General features: G+C 37.4%; 18 protein-coding genes. 12 read left to right on the forward strand and 6 right to left on the reverse strand.

Annotated features, from left to right (window positions below; all coding sequences use genetic code 11):
- Positions 1-174 precede the first annotated feature (174 nt).
- Positions 175-1,233: a DNA polymerase IV gene (dinB, locus tag ESZ36_RS14980; protein ID WP_146789342.1), complete on the forward strand. Its 1,059-nt coding sequence runs from the start codon at positions 175-177 to the stop codon at positions 1,231-1,233.
- 192 nt (positions 1,234-1,425) lie between these two features.
- Here the strand turns inward: dinB and ESZ36_RS14985 are convergent, their stop codons facing one another.
- The 5 genes from ESZ36_RS14985 to ESZ36_RS15005 all read right to left on the reverse strand — a co-directional run bounded on the left by ESZ36_RS14985 (position 1,426) and on the right by ESZ36_RS15005 (position 8,260).
- Positions 1,426-1,812, reverse strand: coding sequence for a hypothetical protein (locus tag ESZ36_RS14985; RefSeq protein ID WP_146789344.1), 387 nt, complete (start codon positions 1,810-1,812; stop codon positions 1,426-1,428).
- 760 nt (positions 1,813-2,572) lie between these two features.
- Complete coding sequence (locus ESZ36_RS14990) at positions 2,573-3,370, reverse strand: IclR family transcriptional regulator (protein ID WP_146789346.1); 798 nt, start codon at positions 3,368-3,370, stop codon at positions 2,573-2,575.
- Between the two features lie 198 nt (positions 3,371-3,568).
- Positions 3,569-3,910, reverse strand: coding sequence for an L-rhamnose mutarotase (locus tag ESZ36_RS14995; RefSeq protein ID WP_146789348.1), 342 nt, complete (start codon positions 3,908-3,910; stop codon positions 3,569-3,571).
- 1 nt (position 3,911) lies between these two features.
- Positions 3,912-5,333, reverse strand: a complete 1,422-nt coding sequence (gene fucP / locus ESZ36_RS15000) for an L-fucose:H+ symporter permease (RefSeq protein WP_146789350.1) — start codon at positions 5,331-5,333, stop codon at positions 3,912-3,914.
- 164 nt (positions 5,334-5,497) lie between these two features.
- Positions 5,498-8,260 (reverse strand): TonB-dependent receptor, encoded by a 2,763-nt coding sequence (locus tag ESZ36_RS15005; RefSeq protein WP_146789352.1) that lies wholly within the window; start codon positions 8,258-8,260, stop codon positions 5,498-5,500.
- 391 nt (positions 8,261-8,651) lie between these two features.
- Between ESZ36_RS15005 and ESZ36_RS15010 the strand changes: the two genes are divergently transcribed.
- The 7 genes from ESZ36_RS15010 to ESZ36_RS15040 all read left to right on the forward strand — a co-directional run bounded on the left by ESZ36_RS15010 (position 8,652) and on the right by ESZ36_RS15040 (position 15,055).
- Positions 8,652-8,951 (forward strand): UxaA family hydrolase, encoded by a 300-nt coding sequence (locus ESZ36_RS15010; RefSeq protein WP_146789354.1) that lies wholly within the window; start codon positions 8,652-8,654, stop codon positions 8,949-8,951.
- 1 nt (position 8,952) lies between these two features.
- The gene (locus ESZ36_RS15015) at positions 8,953-10,164 is read left to right on the forward strand and encodes a UxaA family hydrolase (RefSeq protein ID WP_146789356.1); all 1,212 of its coding nucleotides are present in this window, start codon (positions 8,953-8,955) and stop codon (positions 10,162-10,164) included.
- A gap of 77 nt (positions 10,165-10,241) precedes the next feature.
- The gene (locus ESZ36_RS15020; RefSeq protein WP_146789358.1) at positions 10,242-11,390 is read left to right on the forward strand and encodes an alpha-hydroxy acid oxidase; all 1,149 of its coding nucleotides are present in this window, start codon (positions 10,242-10,244) and stop codon (positions 11,388-11,390) included.
- A 32-nt stretch (positions 11,391-11,422) separates the two neighbouring features.
- Entirely contained in the window at positions 11,423-12,484 is a 1,062-nt protein-coding gene (locus tag ESZ36_RS15025) for an aldo/keto reductase (protein ID WP_146789360.1), read from the forward strand.
- Positions 12,481-13,365, forward strand: coding sequence for an amidohydrolase family protein (locus ESZ36_RS15030; protein ID WP_146789362.1), 885 nt, complete (start codon positions 12,481-12,483; stop codon positions 13,363-13,365). Before ESZ36_RS15025 ends, ESZ36_RS15030 begins: the two co-directional genes overlap by 4 nt.
- A 25-nt stretch (positions 13,366-13,390) precedes the next feature.
- Positions 13,391-14,167 (forward strand): SDR family NAD(P)-dependent oxidoreductase, encoded by a 777-nt coding sequence (locus ESZ36_RS15035; protein ID WP_146789446.1) that lies wholly within the window; start codon positions 13,391-13,393, stop codon positions 14,165-14,167.
- Positions 14,168-14,209: 42 nt separating this feature from the next.
- Positions 14,210-15,055, forward strand: coding sequence for a fumarylacetoacetate hydrolase family protein (locus ESZ36_RS15040; protein ID WP_146789364.1), 846 nt, complete (start codon positions 14,210-14,212; stop codon positions 15,053-15,055).
- Positions 15,056-15,359: 304 nt separating this feature from the next.
- Here the strand turns inward: ESZ36_RS15040 and ESZ36_RS15045 are convergent, their stop codons facing one another.
- The gene (locus ESZ36_RS15045) at positions 15,360-16,268 is read right to left on the reverse strand and encodes a LysR family transcriptional regulator (RefSeq protein ID WP_146789366.1); all 909 of its coding nucleotides are present in this window, start codon (positions 16,266-16,268) and stop codon (positions 15,360-15,362) included.
- 158 nt (positions 16,269-16,426) lie between these two features.
- Here ESZ36_RS15045 and ESZ36_RS15050 point away from each other — a divergent pair, with 158 nt between their 5' ends.
- The 4 genes from ESZ36_RS15050 (at position 16,427) to ESZ36_RS15065 (ending at position 19,330) form a co-directional block, all read left to right on the forward strand.
- Positions 16,427-16,912, forward strand: coding sequence for a VOC family protein (locus ESZ36_RS15050; protein ID WP_019028818.1), 486 nt, complete (start codon positions 16,427-16,429; stop codon positions 16,910-16,912).
- 108 nt (positions 16,913-17,020) lie between these two features.
- Positions 17,021-17,404 carry a lactoylglutathione lyase gene (gene gloA / locus ESZ36_RS15055; protein ID WP_146789368.1) on the forward strand — a complete coding sequence of 128 codons (384 nt, stop codon included), beginning with the start codon at positions 17,021-17,023 and terminating at the stop codon, positions 17,402-17,404.
- Positions 17,405-17,416: 12 nt separating this feature from the next.
- Positions 17,417-18,517 (forward strand): alkene reductase, encoded by a 1,101-nt coding sequence (locus ESZ36_RS15060; protein WP_146789370.1) that lies wholly within the window; start codon positions 17,417-17,419, stop codon positions 18,515-18,517.
- A gap of 279 nt (positions 18,518-18,796) precedes the next feature.
- A complete protein-coding gene (locus tag ESZ36_RS15065) occupies positions 18,797-19,330 on the forward strand; it encodes a lactoylglutathione lyase family protein (RefSeq protein ID WP_170235859.1) in 534 nt (177 codons plus the stop codon).
- The last annotated feature ends 5 nt before the right edge of the window (positions 19,331-19,335 follow it).

The raw sequence follows: 19,335 nt of genomic DNA on the forward strand, positions 1-19,335 counted from the left end.
TCCAACCTTGTCAACCCTGACAAATTTAGCGTCATGCAATAATTCAATTATTACAGAGTGCAAAATAGAGAGAAATCGTACCCAAATTATAAAATCTTGACAAAGTTTTAATGTAAAATAGCCTAGATATTAGAGTAAATATAATGGGATTACCTAAAAGAAATTTTAAATAATATGCAGAAGTTGATCCATATAGACATGGACGCATTCTTTGTATCTGTTGAAATTAGAGATAGGCCTGAGTTGGCAAATCTCCCTGTTGCTGTGGGGGGAAGCTCTAAACGGCGAGGTGTACTTTCTACTTGTAATTATATTGCAAGAGAATTTGGTGTTCGTTCAGCAATGCCAACGAGTGTGGCAATGAGAAAGTGTCCAAATTTGGTGCTAGTACCATCTCGAATGGATGCATATAAAGAAGTTAGTATTCATATCTGTGAAATATTTTCGCGTTATACCAGTATTATTGAACCTCTTTCATTAGATGAAGCTTATCTTGATGTTACTGATTGCAAATTATTTAAAGGTTCAGCCACTTTAATAGCCCAAGATATTAGAGAAACAATCCACAGAGAAACTGGCCTAACCGCTTCTGCTGGAATTTCTTCTCTGAAGTTTCTTGCCAAAGTTGCTTCAGATTATAATAAACCAAATGGTCAATTTGTTATCACGCCTTCTGAAATTTGTAGCTTCATTGCCGAATTACCTTTAAATAAGATTTCAGGTGTAGGTAAGGTTACTTTTGAAAAACTTAAGTCATTAGGATTAGAGTATGGTCGAGATATTCAAGGCGTTGACCAGTCTATTATTAATAATAATCTTGGTAAATTTGGACAGGTGCTTTATCAACGGTGTCAAGGTATAGATAAGAGAGGTGTTGAAACAACACGAGTTAGAAAGTCGGTAGGTGTTGAGAGAACATTTCCTGAAGATATTGATGATTTAGATACTCTTTGTAGTATTTTAACCGATAAACTAATACCTGAATTAAAAAGACGGTCTGAAAAGTATTTACATGAGCGAAAAATAAGTAAATTAGGGGTGAAAATTAAATTCAATGATTTCCACCAAACGACTAAAGACTTTACTTATCCTAACTTTGATGAAGGAATATTTTTAGATTTGCTAACAGAAGTAGTGAAACGTGGTGACGGTAAAAAGGTTAGACTTTTAGGAGTTCATATTGGTCTTAGTGACATCGAATCTAAAAGTCAGCAATTTGAACTATCATGGTAGAAAATAGAAATTATATCAATATCAAGATTGAACACTCAATATAAGAACTATTTTATACTGATATAAATTCAGCACATTTTTACCTTTTGAAACTATGTAGTGGCTAAGTAATTCAGAACACTAATTTATAGTTCCAACCAATCTCTTGCAGAAAGAGTTTCAGCTCATTATTTGTGACGTTCCACATAATCATCAAAGGTTTTCTTTCAATAATTGAAGTGGGATCTTAAATAAATACTCTAATTTATTATGAGCCCCGACTTTAATAATAAACCCTTTTTCCTCTAAGCTTTTGATTGCTCTTGATAGGTTCCCGTTAGTTAATAGAACACCTGTTTTTAATCGAAATAAATCAAAGGATTCGACATAAATAAAACTTGTTTCTTTGTCCCAAAAATCCATTAGATTAATTAAAATATTTAAATCTGTTTTACTTGTTTTACTATCTAAAAATTTATTAATAACAGCTTTTAAAGTGCTTTCTTCGAGATTGATATAAATCAAAGAAGTAGTGTCACAGACTTCTTTATGCATATTTTTTGATTGTGTTTTAATATTTTCAATTTCATTGTTATTCATAATAACTCCTCGAAACTTTAGTTGTCATATATGATAACTGAAAGGCTCTTGTTATCGTATATGATAACTGGTTGGTTGCGGAGATGCTCATGGAAAATATCTATAAGTAGTCCCATCCAATCACATTCACGATGCTAGGCTGGTATATAAATACTAAGGAGCGGTTTAGTTTAGCCATTGTAGGTATGATGAACAACAAAAACTAACCGGTTTACGGCACGTGTGACGATTAAGCCTATCCCGATATGGGGGCACTTAGCTGCATAGGTTTTATGGCAACTTGGTGCGCAAAGTTGACGTTAGTTATCGACCATTCTTTAGGTCAACAGTTAGCCATTACCTGACATTAGCATTTTAGTTAAAACGGCAGTTCAGAGATTCTAAAGCTTCTTTTTTCACTTAAAATTCACATCCATTCACAACTAAAGCTATGACTAAAACTTTTGTTTGGCGTCACAACTCAAATCCCCGAAGCGGACATTAGAATCATTCAAGTTTCAATTGAATTTAGAGTATTAAGTCTATGGCGCTATCGCCTCCAAACAGCTATAGAAAGACAATAAATTTTATCGTATTTAAAGATTTATATTAAATTTATTACCGCCTTTCCATCGCATTCCAAGTAATACCATTCAGATTAAATATGTGTATTTTATTGCGAAGAAAAAATTAGCAGGTGATTTGCAATACTTGCGGAAAGGTTCTGCAAGTATTTATTTAGATAAGGGGCCAGCATTAACAAACTTAGTATTAATTAGAGCTAAACCTCAAAGCCTAACAAACGAGACATTTCTTCAGCAATAGACTTAATATTTTCATGAACGAGATCTGTGTCTTTAGATTGGGACCCATCGAGAAAGCCTATAAATGGTATTACTAACGCTGCTGCAATTTGACCAGTATCATCAAAAACAGGATAACCAATATCTTTGACTCCCTGAGCTTGTGCACTAATAATGCTTTCAAATCCTTGTTTTACTACTTTATTAAGAATGCTTTGAAATGCTTTTTCATTAGGCTTAGGGTGATTGTCAGGTATTCTATTAAGCATAATTTCTCTTTTTTCAAGGTCAGAAAATGCTAATAATAAGTGACCCGAACAGGTATTCATCAGTGGAGCTTCGGCTCCTAGTCTAACACTAAAAATACGGGTAGAAGGTGAGTCCTGTTGTACAACAACATGCCCTTTTCCTTCATAATAAATAACTAAGTGACAAGATTGTTCGATGACATATGACAACCGGCGCATTAGTGGGTTTGCAAAAGAAGTTAATCTTTTTATCGGAGGGAATCGATTTGATAAACTAAACATCTTCAACGTTAGTCTATATTTATCATTGTCTTTAGACGTTTCAATATATCCTCGTTGCTCTAAAACAGCCAACATTCTAAATAACTCACCAACGGACTTATCAAGTCTCGAAGTAATCTCAGCAATGTTTAATCCATCGACTTCATTAGATAATAGTTCAAGTAAATCCAAGCCCTTCTCAAGAGCAGGGGCAGAATAATGTTTTTTCCCTGAGCTAGAATCCTTTTTATTTGTTTTTTCAGTCATTTGAGTCGTGCCTTACCAGCAATTGAATGTGAGGAATTCACAGTGTTTAAAGTGAGTTAATAAAAAGTATACCTTAAATGATTTATTAGAAAAATAAATTTTATATATGAAATCACTATTATACTAAAAATGGAAGGTTCATGTCGTTGTGGTAACTAACTTTGGCCACAACGTTGTAAGTGAGCAGAGAGATATGCTCTATTGTTCATGCAAAGAAAAAATTTTATCCATTAGTTTCCATTTCTTATTATTTTCTCGCCCATCTGCTACTTTTTGAAACTTCTCCATTAATAACTCCCACTCTTGTACCTTTTCATTATTCAAATCACTCTTCGCTTTAATGTCAAAATTAAAAGACTTATCAACATCTAATATCATAACTAAATGGGTGTTCAATCGATAGATTGACATATCTTTAATACCTGAAGCCCTAATACTTTTTATCACCTCAGGCCATACTCGTCCTGCTTGATGGTATGCCTCATATAATTTAATTAATTCGGGATCATTTTTTAATGCTAGTGTTAGGCAGTATTGCATTTTACTGACACTTATTTATTAAAGGCTGATGAATAGAGTTAACCCGATAACCGAACACGGCAATGACTACAAAACATATTAAAGGCATCATAAATGATGTTTGAACTGAAGGTATTGATACAATGATTGGAGATGAGTCAATCAAATAAGCTTGTAGTGGTGGCATTAAAGCACCACCGACAATGGCCATAACCAGTCCCGCAGATGCTAAACTTGCATCATCTCCCATATCCTGTAAAGCAATACCATATATCGTTGGAAACATAAGAGACATGCAAGCAGAGACACCAATCAAACTATATAGACCAATCATGCCATCAAGAAAAATCGCACCAAAAGTGAATGTTATTGCCCCACAGGCCAGTAACATTAACATTTTTCCGGGTCTTATATAACTTAAAATAAAGGTACAAATAAAGCGGTTTAATAAAAATATTGCCATGGCAATAATATTATAATTTTGTGCTTGTGCTGCCGTTAGACCTACGACAGTCATGCCATAATGAATAATAAAGGTCCAACACATAATTTGTGCACCAACATAAAACGCCTGTGCGACAACACCTTCAAGATACTGTTTATTTTGAAACAATCGTTTGAATGTTTCTTTTAGTTCTTTTTTAGTTAGCGGGTGGTCGTGTGACATAGTGTTTGGTAATTTTGAAAATAAAAATAATACAAACAATAAGGTAACAACAATTGCAATGGCGACATACGGACCTCTTACAGTGATCAAATCTGCGGCTTGCATTGCTTGATGTTCTACGGGATTAGTAGCAGAAAAGTGCTGTAAGGCTGCCGTTAACTTTCCATCAACAACAGTAGGTAACATTTCAGCATATTCAGGATGAGCCGATCTTTCGGCAGCTCGAAACTCTTCAACTTGAAGTTTGTTTAGTATATAGGTAGAAGCGACAAACATTCCTGTTAACGAGCCTATAGGGTTAAAAGCTTGTGCTAAGTTTAACCTTTGTGTCGCGGTTTCCTTATGCCCCATTGATAAGATATAAGGATTAGCTGTAGTTTCAAGTAATGCTAATCCACAAGTAATAATACAAAGTGCAGCTAAGAAAAAATTAAATTCCATGGTAATGCTTGCAGGTATAAATAAAATTGCGCCAATGGCATAAAGTATTAAACCTAATAAAATACCTGCTTTGTAAGAAAAATTTCTGATAAAAATAGCGGCTGGAATTGCCATGATGCCGTAACCCAGATAAAAGGCAAACTGAACCATACTACTTTGAGTATTAGAAATTAGAAAAATGTCTTTAAAAGCTTTTACTAAGGGGTTAGTAACATCGTTTGCAAAGCCCCATAATGGAAATAAAATAGCAACCATGATAAAAGGGATTATCATATTTTTTGATAAAATTGGAATGGACTTTTCTAGTGAGGCACCTAAGTATATTTTCTCAGACATAAATAACCTTGCTTATTTTTAGTAATTTTAAGGGGTAATATCAAATCAAGAAGCTTATATGTACTTAACAGAGAGTTAATATTTACCTGTTTGTTTAGTTCTCAATATAAAAATAAGTACCGCATTAAATATCAAATACGGTACTTATCTAATTTAATGACAGATTATAATCGTCCTGTAATACCTACGGTTAAAGTACGCTCACGGTTGAATGATCCGTTAAACGTTTCTTTTTGATAGTAAAAATCACGGCGACCTTCCTCTGTTATGTTATTAACATCAAAAAATACTGAGAAATGTTCGTTAATGTCATAGCTTGCATTAAAGTTGAGACGTTGATCAGATTCAGTAAAGACAGCGCTACTATTCTCTGCTTGTGCACCTTGACCTGGCAAGTTACGGAAATAATCATCACGATAGATGTAACTTAAACGTACACCAAAATCACCTTGTTCAAAGTACAAAATAGAATTGAAGTTATGTTTTGATGAGCCAGGGAAACCATAGCCATTATCACCTACATCTTTTTCAAACTCACTATCAGAATAGGTATAGTTAGCTTGCACACCAAAACCACTCCATGCTCCATCTAAAAATAGGAAAGGCTGATTAAACCCAAGTTCAACCCCCATAACGGTACCGTCTGAAAAATTCTGTGGCGTTCGAACATCATAGATGGTGTCGCCTTGCCCTGGTAACGTTTCTTTCGTGGTAATTGGAAACACAAAGTCATTGACATCTTTATAAAATACACTGGCAATATAGGCACCTTCCATATCATTATAATATTCTAATGTTGCATCAAATATATAAGAAATAGTCGGTTCAAGTTCAGCATTACCACGCTGTCCTGAAGGAATGTCTCCTACGTTATATATAGGATTGGCAGCCTCTCTTGGTACTAAATCAGAAGGATTAGGACGTGACATTACTCTTGCAGCAGCTAGCCTTAACGTTAAATCGTCATCAAGATCTAGACCTAAGTTTGCACTTGGTAAAAATTCCCAGTAATCGTTACTGGTACTTGTTGGTGTTGTGCTCTTATCTGGGTTAACTCTTAAGCCTTGACCGCTAAATTTCACATTAACCGCTCGCACACCAACGTTACTGGTAGAATCTAAACCAAAAATTTCACCCGACATATTTGCTTCACCATAAAGAGCAAGCACTTCTTCTTGATAAGCAAAAGACGATGCTGGATCAACACCTAACTCGTTACCTTGCTTACATAACTGCACGACTTCATCACAAAAATGTTGGAAATCACCATCAGGAAAATCGTTAAAAACGCCTGTGCCAGGGTAATAATTATAATCAATGTTTGTGTCACCAAGACCAGTTTGGCCGATGTCATACAACTCAGCCTCTGTTAGGTCACCACTTACATCTAAAATGTTTGTTCTAACAGAATCAACTTCTTCTTTAGTATAACGGGCACCAAATTCAATAGATTCAACAAAGCCATTATCTAACATATATTCAAAATCAACTCGTGCGCCATATTGTTCACCTTCCATAAATACATCACGAATTAATGAGGCCCATTTAGGGTATTGATAAGCCGCGTTATCAATTTCACCAAGATCGGCATGAAATAGACCGTTATCGGTATTAAAACTCACTTGTTGTGCATCAATGTCTTGTACCAAAATTGGTAAATCTAAATCTTGCATATAATCAACATCTGAATAATGAAAATCTAAATTCATATGTAAGTTATCTGTTAATTGATAGTCAAAATTTATACCGCTAACTGAAGATTCTGTTTTATTGCCAAATAAGAAAGGAATAAATTGGATTGGAACCACTTGACCTTCAGAAAATCCACCTTGAGCAACAGATTGTAACGTTTTATGACCATTAGCATCTGTAATGACAATATCTTCAGGTGCAAATATTGAACCAGCAATAGCTGGACCAAAAACAGGCGCAATACGATTTCGGATAGAAGCATTATCAAAGGATGTAAATACGGTATCAGCAGTAATCGTCAGTTTATCATTAACTTGCCACTGTACACCTGCGGCAAATGATTCACGTAACTGAGTTTCACGAATGGGTTCAAAATCGATGGCATTAATGATGTGTACACCTTCAACCGTTTCATCGGCAAGTCCATCACCAGTATTATCAATTTGAATATCTTGCTGTATAACAGTTGGGAATAATTGATCTCGGCCTGGTTTTGATTCAGAGTCCAAATATGAAACATAAAACCCCATTGAGTCATCTTCTGTTTTTGCACCAAAAAGAAAACTTGCACGGTTCCCAACTTCATCACCAATTGAGCCTTTATCAGCTTGGAGAGTGATAGAGCCAAAGTAATTTTTATCATCTCTATATAGAGACGCATCTAATGCTTGTCTGGTTATCAATTCAACAGAGCCTGCAAGGCCCGATTCAGGGTCACTTGCCGTTGGAGTCTTCTTTACAATAATAGTGGAGATAATATCAGTTGGAATGACTTCTAAGTTGAATGACCTAAGGTTGGATAAACCTTCAGTACCTGACGACATTGCAGTACGTCCATTAACTGTGGTTGTTACATATGTCGGACCTAAACCCCTAATAGAAACACGGTCACCTTCTTGACCACCATCATTTCGTTCAATTTGAACACCGGGGATTCTCTGGATAGCGTCAGAAATTGAGGCATCAGAAAATTTGCCTAAATCATCGGCTGAGATGGCATCGATAACAGAGTTAGCATCTCTTTTTAGATGTTGAGCTTTAAGAATACTGCTACGAATACCTTTCACTTCAATCACTTCAACATTTCTTTCTACTTTTTTTCCTGCTTCCTCCGCATTAGCACTAAGCATAAGAGGCATACTGAGCGCGGTGACCGTAATACCTTTTATTGCCATATTTACCACTTGTGCTGTCTTGCTATGTACAAAACCATTTAAGCCTGTTGAATATTTCATTTCTCTCTCCCGATTATCATTAAGTTAACCTTCTCTTATTGGAAGGTCTACACCTTTTCACATTTAAAAACACATTTCGTATATAAAGTAACCATAGGTTTACACATTGATTTCATATCTGCAAATACTTTTTACATATAAAAACACAGAACAAGTTAAACACATAAAAATCAATAAGATAAGTAAACACAACAAAACAAACAAATTGTGAGCGCAATAAACAAACACAAATAGTTTTAAAACTAGTCATTAAAAAGATTGACTTATACATCTCTAAAGATTAAATTTCACACTTGAATTATATTTTTATATATGAAAGTTACTTTGATAATTTAATTATTCATAAATAAAATATCTCTGAAATTGGCTTATATATGTATTCGAGAACGATATGACAAACAGGAAATTTGTATTATTAAATGAAGCAGATAACATCTTAGTATGCTGTCAAACAGCAAGTGCTAATGAATGTGTGAAACTACCTAACATAGAACTTAAGCTTGATAGCAATATTGATATTGGCCATAAGGTGGCGTGCAAGAATATAGTAAAGGGTCAAAACGTCATTCGATATGGTGTCTCGATAGGATCCGCTACTGTTGATATAACTAAAGGTAGTCATGTTCATTTACATAATATGAAAAGTGATTACATTCCCAGCCATACCAGACAATCAACAGTTGGAGAGTAAAATGAAAGGATTTTTAAGACTCGATGGCCGTAAGGGCATTAGAAATACTGTGGTCGTAGTTTATTTAGTCGAGTGCGCTCACCATGTGGCCAAAACTATTGTCTCCAAGATAGATCATGATGATGTACAACTTATCGGTTTTCCTGGTTGCTACCCAAATGATTATTCATTAAAAATGATGGAAAAGCTTTGCTCGCATCCAAATGTAGGTGGTGTTGTACTTGTTTCATTGGGTTGTGAAGGCTTTAACAGAGAGAAGCTCACTGACACCATTATAGAAAGTGGCAGACCCGTTGAAACGTTAGTCATTCAAAAATGTGGTGGTACAAAAACTACGATTGAACTAGGGATAAAAAAAGCGTCCTCTATTTTAGCAAGTATTGCAGATGTTGAGCGTGTTGAGCTGCTCACCTCGGATTTAGTTATAGGCACTATTTGTGGAGGCTCTGATGGTACCAGTGGCATTAGTGCTAACCCAGCAGTAGGCGCTTGTTTTGATATATTACTCAACGCTAATGCCACCTGTATTTTCGAGGAAACTGGCGAATTAATTGGCTGCGAACATATTATGGCAGACAGAGCAGAATCGCCAGAATTAGGACAAGCATTAATTACTTGTGTCGAAAAAGCAGAAAAGTATTATACAAAAATGGGCTATGGCAGCTTTGCGCCAGGTAATGCTGAAGGCGGATTAACAACTCAAGAAGAAAAATCGATGGGTGCTTATGCTAAGTCTGGCTCCTCTGACATTAATGGCATCATTAAGCCAGGTGACATTCCGCAAAAGAAAGGCCTGTTCTTAATGGATGTTGTACCCGATGGTGAACCAATGTTCGGCTTTCCTAATATTTCTGATAACGCTGAAATTGTTGAAATGATAGCCTCTGGTGCTCACTTAATTCTTTTTACCACTGGTCGAGGCTCAGTTGTAGGCTCAGCAATTTCTCCAGTGATAAAAATATGTGCTAACCCAGAAACTTATAAAAACTTAAGTGAAGATATGGATATTAATGCGGGCAGCATTATTGAAGGTAAAACGACAGTGACTGAAGTGGGACAAACCATTTTTGATTGTGTGATTGATGTTGCCAATGGCGGTAAGAGTAAATCGGAAGCTTTAGGTCATAAAGAGTTCATACTTACCTATAAAAAATTCGATGCTACAGGCTCAGGTAAAGTGCCCGAGGCAATAGGCCCATCTTGCCTAAGGTAAAGATGAATAACTAAGACCGTTACTGAATTATTAGTAAATTTATATAACAGAACAATATTATTAGACAGGTGAACAAGATGAGCGACTATTTCAATAATAGCTTCCCCGATGTGGCAGATCTTAAGCGTCATGCTAAAAAACGTATTCCCAAGTTTGCTTTTGATTATCTCGAAGGCGGCTGCATGGAAGAGATAGGTGTACAGCGTAATCGTCAAGATATTGAAGCTGTTCAACTGCGTAGTGAGTTATTAAAACCTTTTAGTGGTAGTAACTTAAGTGTTGAACTATTCGGTCATAAATATGCTGCTCCTTTTGGTATTGCTCCTGTGGGTTTACAAGGGTTAATGTGGCCGAAATCACCTGAAATTCTTGCTAAGGCCGCAGCAGAAAAAAATATTCCGTATATATTAAGTACTGTTTCATCCAGTAGTTTAGAGCGTATTGCCGAAGTCTCTGAAGGAAAAGCTTGGTTTCAGCTATATAACCCAACCGATGCTAATATTCGTGCAGACTTACTCAAGCGTATTACGAATGCACAATACCAAGTATTAGTGGTAACCGTTGATGTGCCAACCTTTGGCTTTCGCCCCAGAGATATTCGTAATGGCTTAGCGATGCCGCCAAAAATGACACTTACTAATATATTGCAGATGCTGTCCTGCCCGCAGTGGCTGATGGAAACTGCTTTAGCGGGTAAACCAGAAATGGAAACCTTAAAACCTTATATGCCAAAGGACATGCCGACCGACCAATTAGCTGCTTTTATGAATAAGACCGTGATGGGTCGCGTTGACATTGATGGCTTAAAACCAATTCGAGACCAATGGCAAGGTCCATTAGTGGTTAAAGGTTTAATTAACGAACTTGATGTGGAAGCAGCTATTTCTTTAGGGGCTGATGCAGTGATTATTTCAAATCATGGTGCACGCCAGTTAGATGCCGGTGAATCACCAGTAGAGCCTTTGCAGCGTATTTCACAAAAGTACGGCGATAAAATTAAAATATTTATGGATAGCGGCTTACGCAGTGGAACTAACATTGCGGGAGCACTAGCCTCAGGTGCTGACTTTACCTTTTTAGGTCGCCCTTTTGTTTATGGCGTAGGTGCGCTTGGTAATAAAGGGGGTATTCATACCATCAACTCACTAACGTTACAGTTAACTCAAATTATGAATCAACTCGGCTGTAATAACGTCGCTGATTTGCCAAAACATCTAGTCAAGTAAGCTAATTTATAAATAGTAAGAAGTGATTTAACATGAACAAAACTATTGATACTCGCCAAATAGGCAATACTTCACTCAACGTTTCAACGCTTGGTTTTGGCGCGGGCTCTATGGGTAATCTTTATCAAGCAGTATCAGATGAGGATGCCCGGGAAACTTTATCTGCTGCTATTGATTCAGGCATGAATTTATTTGATACCGCCCCGCGTTATGGCGCAGGACTTAGTGAGCGTAGAGTGGGTGATGCGTTAAGATCTTTATCAAAAGATGATTATGTATTATCGACCAAAGTGGGACGTATACTCACGCCTGATACAACAGCTGATATAACGGAGTTACGCCATGGTTTTGATACCCCTATGCCATTCGATGCGCAGTATGATTATACCTATGATGGCATTATTCGCTCATTTGAAGACAGCCAACAACGCTTAGGATTGGCTGAAATAGATATACTACTCGTTCATGATCTTGGCGCTTATACCCATGGCAAGGATGACAAGTATTATTTCGAACAGTTCGAAACTAGTGGTTATAAAGCTTTAGAAGAATTAAGAAGAAATGGCTACATAAAAGCCGTAGGTTTAGGTGTTAATGAAACAGAAGTGTGTGAACGAGTAATGAATATTGGTCAATTTGATTGCTTTTTATTGGCTGGTAGATATTCCTTATTAGAGCAAGCACCACTTCACCAGTTTTTACCAAAATGTGAAGCCCATGGTGCATCGATCATATTAGGTGGCCCATATAACTCGGGTATTTTGGCGACTGGGGTTAGAGGTAAAACTATTCCTCATTTTGACTACGAGCCTGCGCCAAAACATATTATTGACCGCGTTGCGAAAATTGAAACAGTGTGCGATGAATACCAAGTAAACCTTGCCGCAGCAGCTTTGCAGTTTCCTTTAGGTCACTCATCTGTTACTTCAGTAATCCCTGGGTTAGGCAATGCTAACCGGGTTAGAAAAACAATAGACTTGTTCTCAGAGAATATACCTAACGAATTTTGGCAAACCTTAAAAGAAAAAAACTTGCTTGACCAAGCCGCGCCCTTACCTATCACAGAGGTTAAGACTAAGGCTAACGCCTCATGAATATCGAAAGAAACGTAGTTGAAACAGATATACCAAAAGTAGACAGCCATCAACATTTTTGGCAATTATCGCGTGGTGAATACAATTGGCTTAAGCCTGAGTTAACCGAACTTTATAAAGACTTTCTTCCTAAACAACTAGAGCGCGAACTATATGAAAATGATGTCAGTCAAACCATATTAGTACAAGCTGAAGAGTCTGAAGATGAGATACATTTCATGTTAGCGATTGCTGAAGTCAATGAATTCGTTGCAGGTGTTGTTGGCTGGATAGATATGGAAGCATCTGACGTAATAGATAAGCTTGAAGAGTATCATCAAAACAGATATTTCAAAGGCATTCGTCCAATGTTACAAGACATTGATGATGTCAATTGGATATTAAAAGATGAATTTACCCCGGTTTTTGAATTTATGGCAAAAAATCAGTTCACTTTTGATGCTTTGATTAGAGATATCCATATCTCTAACATTCAAATTTTAGCGCAAAGATACCCTGACTTAAGCATTGTTATTAACCATTGCGCAAAACCCGATTTATCAAAAAGTCCTAGTGATTTTTGGCGACATCGTTTAACAAATATTGCCGTTTGTAAAAATGTGTTCATCAAACTTTCGGGTCTATTGACAGAAGCACCTCAAGGCAAAGTAGATATAGCGATTGTTCAACCTTATTTTGACCATATTATGGATAGTTTTGGCTCAGATAGAGTCATGTGGGGTAGTGATTGGCCGGTAATAAAATTAAATGGTGATTACGATACTTGGGTTTCATTGACTCACGCATTGCTCAAAGATTATTCACTTAAAGATAAACGTAAAGTGTGGGCAGGCAATGCGCAGCAATTTTACAACTTACCTTCTTCTTCCGTAATTAACTAAATAAATAGCACGTTAGGATTTAATGATGACAATAAAAAACAAAACAAAAATCGCCCTTATAACAGGTGGAGGTAGTGGTATAGGTAAAAGCATTTGTTTACGCCTTGCCCTTAAGCAACACAAAATATTAGTGGTTGACCTTAATCTTGAAGCTGCACAAGAAACTGTGGATGAAATAGAGAACCAAGGAGGAATCGCTGAAGCGTATGCCGCTGATGTATCCAACAATCAACAGATTTTAGCTTTATTCAAAAATATCAAAGAAGAACACACCATTGATATCCTAATCAATAATGCCGGTATTGCACATATTGGCAATATAGAACAAACCAAAGAGTCAGACCTTGATCGACTTTATAACGTCAATGTTAAAGGAGTTTACAACTGTATCTCTGGTGTTATCGACGCAATGAAAGCGCAAAAGAGTGGCGTTATTATCAATATGGCATCTGTTGCAGCTTCAGTCGGTATAGCAGAGCGATTCGCTTATTCGATGACCAAAGGCGCAGTACTTACCATGACCTACTCGGTGGCAAAAGATTATTTAGCTGATGGTATTCGCTGTAATTGTATTTCTCCTGGGCGAGTACATACCCCTTTTGTTGATAACTTTTTAGAAAAGAACTATGCAGATAATAAAGCAGAAATGTTTGAAAAACTATCTAAAAGCCAACCAATAGGTCGTATGGGCACGCCTGACGAAATAGCAGCATTGGTCGATTATCTTAGTTCAGAAGAGGCTGCTTTTATCACGGGCAGTAATTTTCCTATCGATGGTGGTTTTGTCACCTTAAATAATTAACTTAATTAGCATTAACTAACTTACCTTAAAAGAGATTTAAATATGAAACTACTTCGATACGGCCCTCTAGGGCGAGAAAAACCTGGCATTATGGATGGCGAAGGCAACATCAGAAGCCTGAGTGAATTTGTTAGTGACATTAATGGCACAACGCTCAGTGAAGAAAACTTACAACGCTTACAAGCGGTAGATATTTCAAGTTTACCCATTATTGATGCAGATGTTCGCTTAGGTGCTTGTGTTGGCAATGTCGGTAAGTTTATTTGTATCGGCCTTAACTATGCAGACCATGCCGCAGAATCAGGCATGTCCATTCCGAGCGAGCCAGAAGTATTCACCAAAGCGACCAGTGCAATATCTGGTCCTAATGACGATATTATTCAACCGCGTAACAGCGATAAGCTAGATTGGGAAGTTGAGCTGGCCATTGTTATTGGTAAGGAAACTTCCTATGTAAATGAAGAAGACGCGCATGAATATATTGCCGGTTATTGTGTTTGTAACGACGTTTCTGAGCGTACTTTCCAACTAGAAAAAGGGAGCCAGTGGGATAAAGGAAAAGGCTGTGATACCTTTGGCCCTATTGGTCCTTGGTTAGTGACTCGTGATGAGGTAAAAGACGATAATAATTTATCTATGTGGTTAGAAGTAAACGGTAAAACCTTTCAAAATGGTAATACCAAAACCATGGTGTTTAAACCCGCTTATATAGTTAGTTACTTAAGTCAATTTATGAGCTTACAACCCGGTGACATTATTTCAACCGGCACGCCTCCAGGCGTTGGTTTAGGTCAAACACCACCATTATATTTAAAACCTGGTGATAAAATCACTTTAGGCATTGAAGGACTGGGCACTCAAAAACAACGAGTGGTTGAACATAAGTAAGTAATTTGCCACTCAAAGTATATCTTGATAGAACATTAACCACAGATGCCACCATAGTGCTCTGTGGTTTTTTATCATGTGGTGTCTAGTAAACATTACTACTACTTGCTGTCATTGTAATTAAACTTAATAACTACTAAAAAGGTATACAGAGTAACCAAATTAAGCTTAAAATTCTATGGCACTAAGTGCCCCCAAAGCAAGCTACCGCTAACAATATCTCCTTGCTCTTCTAATCGCTGCTGATTCGACAAAAATCGGCATAAGGTTTAGTGTATGTAATGGCAACCTGGTTAAAGCAGACCTAATCCCTGCATACTTCTTCAGCATCTAAATGTTGCTGCAATATTGACGTCACTACTTCAAAACGTGATGGTAGCACTCTGTTTCTCTTTTTTACCCTGTATAAAGTTTCTATTACGGGTTGTTTGAGGTTAAATATTTTTAAATGTTGAGGCGCTTGGAACGACTCTACAGCACTTTTTGGTAATACGGTAAAACCTAACCCTTTGGCTACGGGTTGCAATATTTGGCTTATTTGATTGACATAACCCGTAATTGGGATCTCTTTAATACTCAAGTGAGTAAAATCTGATTCCTGACTTTGTGCTAAATAAAGCGATAAATAATGTTCTGCATCAGGGTGATCAATAAGACCAAGCTCGGTTAATAAATCTTTGCCATAAACATCAGTTTCAACACTCGCGGGCAGCACTAAGCAAAGTTGCTCTTGGCCTATCTCCACTACATCAAATAGACTATGACTTGGCGCATCCGTAATGATACCAAGGTCAATTATTCCCGTTTGTATTTCATTCAATATCTGATGATTAGGCGCTGCTTTTAGTTTAACAACAAGCTGAGGGTGCTGAACTTGTAAATCCAATAACTTAGGATAAAGCATTAGTGCAAGTGCACCAGAGCAAGCTAAAGTACAATATCCAGAAAATGGGTCGTCGAACGCTAACAGTTCCATCAACCCTTGCTCATTTTTAACTAATTGCCCGGCATATTGATAAACTAAACGGCCTTGTTCAGTCACTTCGAAGCTCTTTTTTTCTCTGCGGATTAAAGAATGACCGCATGCTTTTTCAAGTTTACTAATATGCTGGCTGACCCCAGGCTGAGTCATAAATAGCTTTTCAGCAGTTTTGGTAAAATGCCCCATGTCAACGAGCGTTATAAAGGTATTTAACCAAGTAGGGTTTAGCATCACCAATCATCCATAACAATAAATTATTGTTTTGATTATAATTGATAATTTCAAATAATAAACAATATTCCATACAATAGCGTCATTAAATTAAATCACGAATTAAACACTTAAATTCAAAACAGTTAAATTCAAAACAGTTAAATTTGGAGTAAATTATGAAAATGAATCACGTAGGTCTTATGGTTGGCGATATGGATATAGCGGTTGAGTTTTACACTAAAGCGCTGGGTCTTAAAATTGTAATGGGCAACACTAAGGTAAAAGAAGAGCGTGAAACGGCCATTGGCAGAATGTGTGTGGCTGTTTTTGGTGAAGGCTTTAAAGGTTTTAACATTGCACACCTAGTAACAACTGACGGCATTGGTGTTGAAATGTTTGAAATGAAAGAGCGTCAAGAACGTCACGAAGTTGATTTCACACGCCTTGGTATATTCCACTTCTGTCTTCAAACAGATGATTTCGAAGGTGCTATTGCGCGTACTGAACAATATGGCGGTAAAGTGCGTATGGACATTATGCGCTACCACCCAGAAGACGACAGTAAGCAAGCAAAAATGGTTTACTTAGAAGACCCGTTTGGCAATTTGTTTGAGCTTTACTCACACTCTTATGAAGAAACCTACGCTTCTGATTACGAGTAGTTTAATAGGCTGATATTAAGCTAAATATTAGCCTATTAGTAAACAAACAACCCCATCCTTGCCCTCATAATTTTTGATAACAATATTTATAACGCTACAGGCATTCAAATGAATAAAATTTTACACACCATGTTAAGAGTTACAGACCTTGAGCAATCAATCGATTTTTATACCACTGTATTAGGCATGAAAGTGCTCGACAGAACAGAGAACAATGAATATCGCTATACCTTGGTATTTGTTGGTTACGAAGGGCAAGGTTCAACGATTGAACTAACTTACAACTGGGATACAAATAAGTACGATCTTGGCAATGCGTTTGGTCACCTTGCACTAGGCGTCGATGATATTTACGCCGCCTGTGACAAGATCAAAGCACTCGGTGGAAACGTAACCCGTGAAGCAGGACCGGTAAAGGGCGGAAAGACACAGATAGCCTTTATTACGGACCCCGACGGTTACCAAATTGAATTGATCCAGTTATCAAAATAAGAGGAAAACAAGATGAACAATGCACTATTTAAAACCATACAACTCGGTAAGCTCACGTTAAAAAACCGTATTGTAATGCCTCCAATGACTCGATCTCGCGCAAGCCAACCAGGTAATATCGCGAACCAAATGATGGCTGATTATTATGCTCAACGCGCATCAGCGGGCCTTGTTATAGCTGAAGGAACTCAAATTTCAGCTATTGGCCAAGGATATGCTTGGACTCCGGGTATCTATACGCCAGAGCAAATTGCCGGATGGAACAAGGTAACTGATGCTGTTCACGCAAATGGCGGCGCTATATTTGCTCAACTTTGGCATGTTGGCCGAGTTACTCACCCTGAAAATATCGGTGGTGAACAGCCTATTTCATCTTCAGCGTTAAAAGCAGTGAATGTAAAAGTTTTCATTGATAATGGCACAGATGAACCTGGTTTTGTTGATGTGGTAGAGCCACGAGAAATGACTAAAGCTGACATTCAACAAGTGATCGGTGAATATCGACAAGCAGCATTAAATGCGATTGAAGCAGGTTTTGATGGTATTGAATTGCACGCTGCCAACGGCTACTTGATTAACCAGTTTATTGATTCCGAGGCTAATAATCGTACTGATGAGTACGGTGGCTCTATTGAAAACCGGCTACGTTTTCTTAGCGAAGTGGTTGCCGCAATGGGCGAGGCCATTGGCGTTGATCGTGTCGGTGTTCGTCTCGCGCCATTCACATCATTAAATGGCACAGTAGATACAACACCAGTAGAAACATACACCGCTGCCGTAGTAATGCTCAATACACACAAGGTTGTTTACATTCATATAGCTGAAGTTGATTGGGATGATGCACCAGAAACGCCAAAAGCGTTTAAATCTGCGGTTCGAGAAGCCTACCAAGGTGTACTCATTTATGCTGGACGTTACAACGATAAAAAAGGTGCACTGGCAATCACTGATGGTGTGACAGATATGGTTGGTTTTGGCCGCCCATTTATCGCCAACCCAGATTTGCCAAATCGTATTAAGAATGGTTTCCCATTGGCGGTTCACAATCCAGACACATTGTTTGGCGGTACCGAGCAAGGACTAACGGATTATAACGAATATAGTCCTAGTTAATTTACTGCAATTTATAGCCACAGTATGATCTTAATTACGCAAGTGAACGTACAAATAACACACAAAAAGTAATTGAGGGTGTTTTTAAAAAGACACCTGAAACATTAATTCAATTTAACATATTTTTTAATATAAAAATTTAACTTATTAGCCATTAAGGGCCACATTATGTTTATGAATCACCCAAGCAGAAGAAAATTTATGCAGCTTGCCGGTGCCAGTTTAGGCGCTGCCGCCTTAACCAGCTTACCTGCTTCAGCTACACCAGAATCATCACCAATCGCTGGAACTGTCACAGATTTTCCACATGAAAATAAGCCCTATCCAAGAAATTTTTCTCATATTGGTATTTCCGTTCCTGATTTAGAAAAAGCGGTTAAGTTTTATACCGAAGTATTGGGTTGGTATATTATTATGGCACCAACCGACGTTACCGAAGATGACAGTCCTATAGGACTTATGTGTACCGACGTATTTGGACCTGGTTGGGAGCGTTTTAAAATAGCGCATCTATCTACGGGCGATCGTATTGGTATTGAACTCTTTGAATTTAAGAATCAAGAAAACCCTAAAGATAACTTCGAGTATTGGAAAACAGGTATCTTTCATTTCTGTGTCCAAGACCCAGATGTTGAAGGGCTAGCTGATAAAATAGTCGCAGCAGGAGGCAAGAAACGAATGAAAGCACCTCGCTATTATTACCCCGGTGAAAAACCTTATCGAATGATTTATATGGAAGACCCATTTGGCAATATTCTTGAGATTTATAGCCACAGCTATGAGCTTCATTACGGAAGTGGTGCGTATAGCTAAGTCGC

The sequence above is a fragment of the Colwellia demingiae genome (assembly GCF_007954275.1).
Classification (GTDB): domain Bacteria; phylum Pseudomonadota; class Gammaproteobacteria; order Enterobacterales; family Alteromonadaceae; genus Colwellia; species Colwellia demingiae.

Excerpts from the sequence above, each read along its gene's own strand:
- dinB (WP_146789342.1), top strand. The coding sequence starts at position 175 with ATGCAGAAGTTGATCCATATAGACATGGACGCATTCTTTGTATCTGTT.
- ESZ36_RS14985 (WP_146789344.1), bottom strand. The coding sequence starts at position 1,812 with ATGAATAACAATGAAATTGAAAATATTAAAACACAATCAAAAAATATG.
- ESZ36_RS14990 (WP_146789346.1), bottom strand. The coding sequence starts at position 3,370 with ATGACTGAAAAAACAAATAAAAAGGATTCTAGCTCAGGGAAAAAACAT.
- ESZ36_RS14995 (WP_146789348.1), bottom strand. The coding sequence starts at position 3,910 with ATGCAATACTGCCTAACACTAGCATTAAAAAATGATCCCGAATTAATT.
- fucP (WP_146789350.1), bottom strand. The coding sequence starts at position 5,333 with ATGTCTGAGAAAATATACTTAGGTGCCTCACTAGAAAAGTCCATTCCA.
- ESZ36_RS15005 (WP_146789352.1), bottom strand. The coding sequence starts at position 8,260 with ATGAAATATTCAACAGGCTTAAATGGTTTTGTACATAGCAAGACAGCA.
- ESZ36_RS15010 (WP_146789354.1), top strand. The coding sequence starts at position 8,652 with ATGACAAACAGGAAATTTGTATTATTAAATGAAGCAGATAACATCTTA.
- ESZ36_RS15015 (WP_146789356.1), top strand. The coding sequence starts at position 8,953 with ATGAAAGGATTTTTAAGACTCGATGGCCGTAAGGGCATTAGAAATACT.
- ESZ36_RS15020 (WP_146789358.1), top strand. The coding sequence starts at position 10,242 with ATGAGCGACTATTTCAATAATAGCTTCCCCGATGTGGCAGATCTTAAG.
- ESZ36_RS15025 (WP_146789360.1), top strand. The coding sequence starts at position 11,423 with ATGAACAAAACTATTGATACTCGCCAAATAGGCAATACTTCACTCAAC.
- ESZ36_RS15030 (WP_146789362.1), top strand. The coding sequence starts at position 12,481 with ATGAATATCGAAAGAAACGTAGTTGAAACAGATATACCAAAAGTAGAC.
- ESZ36_RS15035 (WP_146789446.1), top strand. The coding sequence starts at position 13,391 with ATGACAATAAAAAACAAAACAAAAATCGCCCTTATAACAGGTGGAGGT.
- ESZ36_RS15040 (WP_146789364.1), top strand. The coding sequence starts at position 14,210 with ATGAAACTACTTCGATACGGCCCTCTAGGGCGAGAAAAACCTGGCATT.
- ESZ36_RS15045 (WP_146789366.1), bottom strand. The coding sequence starts at position 16,268 with ATGCTAAACCCTACTTGGTTAAATACCTTTATAACGCTCGTTGACATG.
- ESZ36_RS15050 (WP_019028818.1), top strand. The coding sequence starts at position 16,427 with ATGAAAATGAATCACGTAGGTCTTATGGTTGGCGATATGGATATAGCG.
- gloA (WP_146789368.1), top strand. The coding sequence starts at position 17,021 with ATGAATAAAATTTTACACACCATGTTAAGAGTTACAGACCTTGAGCAA.
- ESZ36_RS15060 (WP_146789370.1), top strand. The coding sequence starts at position 17,417 with ATGAACAATGCACTATTTAAAACCATACAACTCGGTAAGCTCACGTTA.